The sequence below is a fragment of the Psychromonas hadalis ATCC BAA-638 genome, assembly GCF_000420245.1.
In the GTDB taxonomy this organism is placed as follows: Bacteria; Pseudomonadota; Gammaproteobacteria; order Enterobacterales; family Psychromonadaceae; genus Psychromonas; species Psychromonas hadalis.
Genome location: NZ_ATUO01000147.1, coordinates 1 through 8,897, shown reverse-complemented (window position 1 = coordinate 8,897; position 8,897 = coordinate 1). Strand labels below are relative to the sequence as shown.

The 8,897-nt window shown below is 39.1% G+C and carries 9 protein-coding genes and 1 tRNA gene; 5 read left to right on the top strand and 5 right to left on the bottom strand.

Annotation, left to right across the window (positions count from 1 at the left end):
- Position 1: 1 nt before the first annotated feature.
- The 3 genes from G322_RS0115115 to dnaQ all read right to left on the bottom strand — a co-directional run bounded on the left by G322_RS0115115 (position 2) and on the right by dnaQ (position 2,246).
- A tRNA-Asp gene (locus G322_RS0115115) sits at positions 2-78 on the bottom strand.
- Between the two features lie 183 nt (positions 79-261).
- On the bottom strand, positions 262-1,548 hold the full coding sequence (locus G322_RS0115110; RefSeq protein WP_022942580.1) for a hypothetical protein: 1,287 nt from the start codon (positions 1,546-1,548) through the stop codon (positions 262-264).
- Positions 1,536-2,246: a DNA polymerase III subunit epsilon gene (dnaQ, locus tag G322_RS0115105; protein ID WP_022942579.1), complete on the bottom strand. Its 711-nt coding sequence runs from the start codon at positions 2,244-2,246 to the stop codon at positions 1,536-1,538. The genes G322_RS0115110 and dnaQ overlap by 13 nt, the downstream gene beginning before the upstream one ends.
- Positions 2,247-2,305: 59 nt before the next feature.
- Here dnaQ and rnhA point away from each other — a divergent pair, with 59 nt between their 5' ends.
- Positions 2,306-2,767, top strand: coding sequence for a ribonuclease HI (gene rnhA, locus G322_RS0115100; protein ID WP_022942578.1), 462 nt, complete (start codon positions 2,306-2,308; stop codon positions 2,765-2,767).
- 269 nt (positions 2,768-3,036) lie between these two features.
- Here rnhA and G322_RS21000 read toward each other — a convergent pair whose 3' ends face one another.
- Positions 3,037-3,759, bottom strand: coding sequence for a class I SAM-dependent methyltransferase (locus G322_RS21000; RefSeq protein ID WP_022942577.1), 723 nt, complete (start codon positions 3,757-3,759; stop codon positions 3,037-3,039).
- A 27-nt stretch (positions 3,760-3,786) separates the two neighbouring features.
- On the opposite strand from G322_RS21000, the gene gloB reads away from it, so the two are divergent.
- The 3 genes from gloB to G322_RS0115080 all read left to right on the top strand — a co-directional run bounded on the left by gloB (position 3,787) and on the right by G322_RS0115080 (position 8,076).
- Positions 3,787-4,557 carry a hydroxyacylglutathione hydrolase gene (gene gloB, locus G322_RS0115090; RefSeq protein WP_022942576.1) on the top strand — a complete coding sequence of 257 codons (771 nt, stop codon included), beginning with the start codon at positions 3,787-3,789 and terminating at the stop codon, positions 4,555-4,557.
- Positions 4,558-4,617: 60 nt separating this feature from the next.
- On the top strand, positions 4,618-6,210 hold the full coding sequence (locus G322_RS0115085; RefSeq protein WP_028866665.1) for a lytic transglycosylase: 1,593 nt from the start codon (positions 4,618-4,620) through the stop codon (positions 6,208-6,210).
- A 72-nt stretch (positions 6,211-6,282) separates the two neighbouring features.
- Positions 6,283-8,076 carry a GGDEF domain-containing protein gene (locus tag G322_RS0115080; RefSeq protein ID WP_022942574.1) on the top strand — a complete coding sequence of 598 codons (1,794 nt, stop codon included), beginning with the start codon at positions 6,283-6,285 and terminating at the stop codon, positions 8,074-8,076.
- A 171-nt stretch (positions 8,077-8,247) separates the two neighbouring features.
- On the opposite strand, the gene G322_RS24880 is transcribed toward G322_RS0115080, so the two are convergent.
- Positions 8,248-8,358 (bottom strand): PEP-CTERM sorting domain-containing protein, encoded by a 111-nt coding sequence (locus tag G322_RS24880; RefSeq protein ID WP_156873977.1) that lies wholly within the window; start codon positions 8,356-8,358, stop codon positions 8,248-8,250.
- Positions 8,359-8,761: 403 nt separating this feature from the next.
- On the opposite strand from G322_RS24880, the gene tnpA reads away from it, so the two are divergent.
- On the top strand, positions 8,762-8,897 hold a 136-nt coding region (gene tnpA, locus G322_RS24875; protein WP_022942573.1), incomplete at its 3' end, for an IS66 family insertion sequence element accessory protein TnpA.

The window sequence follows — 8,897 nt, the reverse complement described above, 5'->3', positions numbered from 1 at the left end:
GTGGCGGAGTGGACGGGACTCGAACCCGCGACCCCCGGCGTGACAGGCCGGTATTCTAACCAACTGAACTACCACTCCAATTATCTTAAACCTAAGTTTAAATTAATTGTTGCTCAGTTAAATCAACAACGCGTTTTAGCGCGTCTTTGTTGAGGCGCTGATAATACGGAGTTGCTATTGCTGAGTCAACAGTGAAAAACAAAAAAACAGCATAATTATCGGTTAAGTTTCTTAAACGTCTACTTTGTATGCAGGTGATGCTTATTTACCATCCTTTATATCGATTGGCATGGGTTGTAACTCATCTAAGTTGAGCTCTTCGGTATTTTCTTCATCTGCGTTGTTGTTTTTCTTGTTACGTTTTAATATGAAAAAGACAATACCAACAGTCAATAATAATATGCTGATCGTGATGCCGATAATAATCCATAAATTTGCAAACAGTGAAGGTGCTTCGCTATCTTGATAAAGCGTTTCTTCTTTCATCTCTTGAGCTTGAGTCGCGAGTGCTTCGCTTAAGTTAGTGACAGGCATTTTAAAGGAGGGGAACAACTCAAAAATTCTCTCAGGAAGTTGCAGTTCTATTTCACGGCCTTTGCGTGTGGTGGCATAAGCTTTACCTGAAAACGTATATAACTTATGTGAAAGCTTATGGGTGGAATAGAATTTCCCTACTTCTGAAACATTGTCAATGCTGTGCATCATCACCTGTTTGATCACTTTATTTTCTGCATCTTTAATGACACCATCAATGCTAACTGAACTTGGATCTATTTCATCCCCATCGACGCTAAAAGTGATTTTTGCCTCATCACTGCCTGTTTCTAATGCCTTTATCTGGTAACTAATAGGAGCAGGAAAAACCACAGCATCTTTATTAACATTACGAATAAAAACATCATTTTTAGTGCGTATATGCAACAAGTAACGGCCAGGGAGAAGATCTACATACAAACGTGCGGTTAATTCCCCATCAAAAGGAAGCGCATCGTAATGTTTGCCATCATCTTGATACAGTGCCATCTTTTTATTTGCACCACCAAGCAGTGAAATAGAAAGCTTGGCATCATCGAGATAAGCGGGATTGTCCATTATCTTCTTATCGTAATAGAGCGTTGCATGGGTGGTGATATATTCTTGTGCATAAAGTTTTAAAGGCAATTGGCTAACGGTGAGTTGTACTTCACTAATTAATTTAATGCGGTTATCACCATCAAGTTTGGCAATTGCTTGCCAAGGACCTGTCATTGGGTTTTGTATGGTAATGATATCTTGTGTTTTACTACTCACCCAAGCAACGCCTTCCGGGTGACGTTGTTGGTATAATTTACTGCCATCGGGTCGTACCAATACAACACGTTGATAACCTTTTTTATGATTAAAAATGAAGGTGATTTGATCGGTTTGTGGATCGATGCGAAAACGGTTATCTAAAAGCGGGATATCATTGGGTGCATAGATAGTGTGCCCCATGGCGTTTACGGAAAAAAACAGATAATAAAAAAGTAAAAAAACAGAGATTAATGGGTGTCTTACTATGCTTGCCACAGGCTATTTCCTATTAGTTTTAAACGTTCGACATGTGCACTTTGTTCCGCTTCTGTTGCATGAATAACACGAAGTGGTGATGAAGATTTTCGGTCTCTCCGTCCTGTGCTCATTTCGCTCGGATCTCCACTTGAGAGATTAAGCTTAGCTTGTCCGCCACTCATTAACAGGTAAACATCGGCTAAAATTTCAGCATCGAGAAGTGCGCCATGTAAAACACGATGTTGGGTATTGATACCAAAGCGATCAGAGAGCGCATCAAGGTTATTTCGTTTACCCGGAAACATCTTTTTAGCCATCACTAAGGTATCGGTGACGGTGGATATCTCTTGCGTGGGTTGGGTTTTCTTATTTAAAAAACGAAACTCTTGGTCCATAAAACCAACATCAAAAGGGGCATTATGGATAACTAAATCAGCGCCACGGATAAACTCAATAAATTCATCCGCTACTTGATCAAAAAAGGGCTTATCTTGTAAAAACTGATCGGTAATACCATGTACGGTGACGGCTTCAGGATCAACCATCATTCCTGGGTTGATATAAACATGGTAGTGACGGCCCGTTAAGCGACGGTTGATGAGTTCAACACAACCAATCTCGATAATACGGTGACCAAGATAAATAGTGCCATCTTTGTTCATACCCGTTGTTTCTGTATCTAAAACAACCTGTCTTATCTCTTTGCTTGTGTTCATCGTCATCTCAATTTATTATTTCATTAAATTCAGTTTAGCAAATTTAGAGTGTGGTCATAATGAAAAAAATAGAAATTTATACGGATGGATCTTGTTTAGGGAATCCAGGCCCTGGCGGTTACGGTACGATACTTATCTTTAATGCGCATCGTAAAGAGCTTGCCGAAGGTTATAAACGTACCACCAATAATCGTATGGAAATGCTCGCTTGTATTAAAGGACTTGAGCAGTTAAGCGAACCTTGTACGGTTGATCTAACCACTGATAGCCAATATGTACGTCAAGGAATAACGCTGTGGATCCATAATTGGAAAAAACGTGGTTGGAAAACCGTGGCTAAAGCGCCCGTAAAAAATGTTGATCTGTGGAAAGCGTTAGATGCGGCGCAAGAGAAACATGACGTCACTTGGCATTGGGTCAAAGGGCATTCTGGTCATCCAGAAAATGAGCGCTGTGATGATTTAGCAAGAGAAGCCGCAGAGGCAAAACCAACCCAAGAAGATACAGGCTATGATGGTTAGCTATAAAGCTTAATATAGCTCTCTAATAAATTTAAAATAAAAATAAAAACGATTTCATCACGAAGGCACGAAGAAAGAGAAGTAAAAACGTTAACTGTTTTTGGTTTGTATTGGTGTTCTCTGCGTAGTGAAGCGTCTTCATGGTGAATGGTTTACAAGCTTAAGTTCACACGCAGTTAACCACGAAGGAAAAGTAAGTTAAAACCCAACCTTTAATTCTTTTTGTGTACTTCGTGTAGTGCAGCAGCTTCGTGGTGATTTTTGTTGTACTAGTGGCGGTGATTTCTCGTTGCAATCGGTTGGTTTCTGATGATCGGCTTACTAAATTTGAAAGGAGATTTGATAGGGGTCATTGGAATGCTCTGTTTTTTGGCAACAATAAAATAGGTACTGCACAAATAAGGCAGGTAACGCTGTCCGATGCTTTCAACACAGTTAGCGAACTTATTATTGAGCTGACAAGATAAAAAATCGAAGTGTTGTTTTTGTTGTATTTCAAACCCTAATAGATGCAACCAATCAAGCACACGATTGGGTAAAAATAGTCGCGCTGTATGCGGGTTTTTTGGTGTTAGTAATGAGCGTAAACCAAACAGGCTAAGTGGGTTATAACCACTAATAATTAATGTACCATCGAGCGTTAATACTCTGTCTATCTCACGCAACAGCTGGTGTGGATCACTCGAAAAATCCAACTCATGCGCTAAAATACACAGATCAATTGATGAATCTTGTAGTGGTAAAAGATGCAAGTCTGCAAATAAACCGATATCTTTACCGCTAGGTGCACAGTTTATTTGGTGGCTAATGGGCGATTTAGTGCTACTTAATTGGCTACTAAGTTGTCCAAGTTTTAATAGGTGGTAACCAAAGCAGCGCGTGATAGTATGGTCTATACGCTGTTGTGTCTGTTTTAATAAACATTGCCCATGAGGCAGTTGCGACCATGATCCAAGGGGCGTTAAAATACGGGATGTTTTAGCTATCTTCATATTTACCAACTATTTTCGAGGGAAACAATGGTTAATATATTAACAATTAACGCGTTTAATGATAACTATATTTGGCTTATTAAAGATAGTCAAAGCCAACATTGCATTGTTGTTGACCCCGGTGATGCAACACCGGTACTTGAGATGATTAAATCGCAACATTTAATTGTTGATGCGATTCTTATCACGCATCATCATTATGATCATATTGATGGGGTTGAAACGCTGTTATCGGTGCTTGATGAAAACATTAAGCTGTACAGTAAAGACAGGCTTTTCCCACAATCTATCGAGGTGCAAGAGGGAGAGATTATAACTTTTTTTGAAAATTCTTTTTCACTGCAAGTCATGGAACTGCCAGGGCATACGTTAGATCATATTGCTTATTACAATGACGCGTTACTTTTTTGTGGGGATACACTTTTTTCAGGAGGATGTGGTCGTGTGATGGAGGGAACGCATGCACAAATGTTTAACGCGCTTTCTCGCCTTGCTGCGCTTCCTGATTCAACAAACGTTTATTGTACCCATGAGTACACGCAGAGCAACTTGGCATTCGCCTATACTATCGAGCCAAAAAATAGTGCGCTGCTAAATTATATGCAAGCCGTTGCTAAAAAGCGTCAACTTGGTTTAGCCACTATCCCTAGCACTATCGGTCTTGAAAAAACAATTAACCCTTTTTTACGTTGTTTGCAAAATGACTTAATAGATCATCTGCAAAATCAATTAGCTACGCCTCTTACTGCTGGCCTAGAAACCTTCAGTGCTTTACGAACCCACAAAGATAACTTTTAAAGCAGAAATAACGCTGTTTTTTTGCTAAAATTTGCCACCTATTTTCTAGAGTGGCTTTTTATGAAATTTTTATTCTCCTTTTCTTTACTGTTTTTCCTTACTGCTTGTCAAACAACAGCACCTATCACCTCTGCTGAGCCTGAGATCGCAATGGAAGAGTTACTCGTTATTGAAGCGTTTATTGATGAAAATGAGGAGGAGGGATTATCCCATCTTGTTAAAAAGAAGCATCCTCAAGATATTGAATCTGAACTGGTTACTGATTATGAAAATATTTGGCTAAAGCTGGCGGAAGGGTTTGATTTTGAAGTGCCAGACAATAGCCGTGTAGCAAAACAACGCGATTATTATCTGCGTCATCCTAACTATCTAAAACAAGTTTCTAAACGTGCCGAGCCATTTTTATATCTGATTGTTGAGCAGATAGAAGCGAAAGGTCTGCCACTTGAGTTAGCGCTGTTGCCTATTGTTGAAAGTACCTTTGACCCCTTTGCTTATTCACATGCAAGTGCGTCTGGTTTGTGGCAATTTATGCCTGTGACGGGGGAACGCTTTGGTTTGCAACAAGATTGGTGGTATGACGGTCGCCGTGATGTTTATGCCTCAACTATCGCAGCCCTGCGTTATATGGAAATATTACATCGCTATTTAGGGGATGATTGGTTGTACGCATTTGCAGCTTACAACTCAGGGGAAGGGCGTGTTAAACGCGCGGTTAAAAAGAATAAAAAACACAATAAACCGGTTGATTATTGGAACCTTTCACTGCCTAAAGAAACGGAAAATTATGTTCCTAAATTATTAGCGCTGGTGGATATTTTACGTAACCATGAGAAATATGGTATTGAACTGCCTTACATAGCAAATGAGCAAGTGCTCACTTATGTTGATACTAAGTCACAACTTGATTTAGCTTATGCTGCACAATTAGCAAATTTAACCGTCGCGGAAATACAATTATTAAACCCTGCGTTTAATCACTGGGCGACGTCGCCTGATGGTCCTCATAAACTGTTAATTCCGACGGTGGTTGCGGATGAGTTTGTCCAAAAATTGAATGCAACAGACAAAAATGCGCGTATTCGCTGGGCACGTTATAAAGTGCGTTCAGGGGACAGTTTAAGTGTGATCGCTCAAAATTACGGTACAACCACCAGTGTATTAAAACAGATTAATGATATTCGTGGATCGTTTATTAAAATAGGGCAACCACTGCTTATCCCTGTTGCCAGCCAATCTCAGCAGGATTACCTCTATACCCAAGCGAAACGTTTTGAGCGCTTTGAAGCTAACAATGGTAAAGGCAAACGCAAAGTCACTCATACCGTCGTGGAAGGGGATACTCTTTGGGATATCAGTCGCTTATATAAAGTGACTTATAAAGAGATCGCTAAATGGAATCAGATGACCACTAAAAAAACCTTACGTTTGGGTGAAGAGTTAACGATTTGGAAAGTGGCGAAAGTAAAATCTACCATACAACGACGAGTCACTTATAAAGTACGCTCAGGGGATTCCCTCGGGGGGATTGCGCAAAAATTTAATGTAAAAACAACGGATTTAGTACGTTGGAATAAGTTACAAAAACAGAAATATATTCAGCCGGGTCAGAAATTACTGGTTTATGTTGAACCACGTAAATCACGTGGCTAATGCCATTGTCATAAAACGGTCATCTAAATTTTTTATTGTTACTTCATCAAAAAATAACAATAAGAAAATTAGATGTCTCTTTGTACACTATTAAACCTTGAATTAATTCTTCAAGAAAAAAAATTAACTGTTTATTTTCAACCTATTGTTGAAAATAAACAGGCTGATATCTTTGCTTATGAAGCGCTAATTCGTGGCCCTATTAATACTCCGTTATATAACCCTATTGATCTTTTTAATGCCGCTTCTGAGCAGGGACGATTGGTTGAATTAGAGTTATTATGTCGCGAGCTTTCCATTGTACAATTTCAAACATTAAACCTACCCGGAAAATTATTTTTAAATGCAAGTCCTGAAACACTTTTTCAGCCTGATTTTCGTGCGGGGAAAACGCTAAAAATGTTACAGAAAGCTAATTTAGACCCTAATCGCGTGGTGATTGAGTTAACTGAGCACAGTCCACTTAATAATTATCAAGCGGTACGAGAAGCGCTACAACATTATAAAGAGATGGGCTTTGAGATCGCGATGGATGATTTAGGCTCTGGGTATTCAGGGCTGCGAATGTGGTATGAGTTACGTCCTGATTACGTCAAAATAGACAGGCATTTCATGCGTGACATTGATAGCGATAAGGTAAAGCAACAGTTTGTATTATCAATAAAAAATATCGCTAATGAGCTGTGCTGTAAGGTCATTGCAGAGGGGGTGGAAACCGCCAACGAATTTCAATTTATAGAAAAAATAGGTGTTGGATTTTGCCAAGGCTTTTATTTTGCAAGGCCTTCTGCACTGCCTATTAGACGGGTTAGTAAAAATCTATTTTCATCACATCAGGAAAAAACAATCACATTATTAGATAATCAAACCCCTATTATTGCAGAGCTATTACAACAAATCCCAGCGATCAGTGAGCGTGTTACAGTTGAATATAGTGCTAAATTATTTAAACAAAACCCTGATTGGGAAAGCATTCCTGTGGTGGAATTAATGCCATCGGGGAAACAGAAGCCTGTGGGATTGATCCGTCGTAACTGCTTAACCCAATTGCTTTTTTCAAAGTATGGGCAAGAGTTGTCAGGTAAAAAAAGTATTAGCACTTTCGTGGATAAAAATGTGTTGATGCTCGAGAGTCAACTGGCTATTGAGCAAGTAAGTCATGCAATTAACAAGCAAACAGAAGCGCAAAAAGCGTTAGAGTTTATTATCACTGATGATGGATATTATGAAGGTCTTGGTTCGATAATGGATCTCTTTAAAGTGATGACTAATTTACAAATAACCAGTGCCCGTCATGCGAATCCCCTTACCTTGTTGCCGGGTAATGTCCCTATTAATAAGAAATTAGATCAATGCCTTAAAAAGCAATCCCCCTTTACGGTTGCCTATATAGACCTCGATAACTTTAAACCCTATAACGATTATTATGGCTATGAGAAAGGGGATCAAATTATTACAGGCCTTGCAGATATATTACGTCATATTGTTAACGGAAAGCAGGATTTTATTGGTCATATTGGCGGTGATGATTTTATTGTTATTACCGAAAATGAACATTGGAAAAGTGTCTGTGCTGAGATATTAACGCAGTTTTCTGAATGGGTTCGTCATCGTTATTTGCCTGAAGATCAGATAATGGGAGGGATCTCTGCATTAGATCGGTTTGGTAAAAAGCAATTTTATCCGATGTTAACACTTTCCATTGGCTGTGTACTATTACCTCCCTCTTTTTGTGAAAGTTATCATGATGTTGCAGTACTTGCTAGCCATGCAAAATCGATGGCAAAGAAACAGAAAGGTAACTCTCTTTATATTACCCAAGAAACCTCCTTTATTAACCAACAACGGGTAGCCGTTGTTGGTTAATAATATCACTAACTCGCGTGTAGCTGTTTTGCTGCTTACTGGTGTATTTTGATCCGCAACAGAGGGTTACCCAGAGTTGTTGAGCGGGATACGTAGGGTTCAAACAACATTTGGGGTGTTGGGTGAATGGAGGTCATAAACACCCAGAAAAATGGTATTGGGGTGCGTTTTTTATCCAGAAATCAGGTTATTTATTAAGTTGTTTTCTTTTTTTGAGAAACCAATACCTGCTAGTGCGAGGCTGAAAAGAATGATCGTCGTTGGCTCTGAAACTTGAACCATTAAGTCCCGCGTAAAAACATAATTTAAAGTGTGAGTATGATGATCTGTTATACGAGTTAAGTAATCTCCGCGAGTGTAACCTGTGTAACCTGTGTAACCTGTGTTACCTAAGTCAATACTATAATCTTCGGCTAAAACATGCGCACCACTTGTTTTATGTTGTTCATAATTTGCAAAGTGAGAAACCAGATCACTATTGATATGAGAAATGCGTATGCAAATGTGTCATCAGCTTTCCCAAAGTAAAATTCTGCACCTGTAATACCGTTGTGTAATGTAGGTGTCCTTGTCCTTGTCCAAAGAGGACCTTGACTGATGTTGTGTAAGCGTCAGGGCAACCACACCTTCATCTAATTTCTGATCTCAGTTATGTTATTTTCAAGTCAAATAAAAGGAAATAACAATGAAAATAACGCGCAACGAAACACAATGGCAGACCCTAGTAAAAAATCAACAAACCAGTGGGTTAACTATTTCAGATTACTGTCAACAACATCACTTATCAACGTCTAGCTTCTACACTTTCAAGAAAAAACTAG

Bases quoted from the DNA above. Each gene is read 5' to 3' on its own strand.
- dnaQ (WP_022942579.1), bottom strand. From the start codon at position 2,246: ATGAACACAAGCAAAGAGATAAGACAGGTTGTTTTAGATACAGAAACA.
- rnhA (WP_022942578.1), top strand. From the start codon at position 2,306: ATGAAAAAAATAGAAATTTATACGGATGGATCTTGTTTAGGGAATCCA.
- G322_RS21000 (WP_022942577.1), bottom strand. From the start codon at position 3,759: ATGAAGATAGCTAAAACATCCCGTATTTTAACGCCCCTTGGATCATGG.
- gloB (WP_022942576.1), top strand. From the start codon at position 3,787: ATGGTTAATATATTAACAATTAACGCGTTTAATGATAACTATATTTGG.
- G322_RS0115085 (WP_028866665.1), top strand. From the start codon at position 4,618: ATGAAATTTTTATTCTCCTTTTCTTTACTGTTTTTCCTTACTGCTTGT.
- G322_RS0115080 (WP_022942574.1), top strand. From the start codon at position 6,283: ATGTCTCTTTGTACACTATTAAACCTTGAATTAATTCTTCAAGAAAAA.
- G322_RS24880 (WP_156873977.1), bottom strand. From the start codon at position 8,358: ATGGTTCAAGTTTCAGAGCCAACGACGATCATTCTTTTCAGCCTCGCA.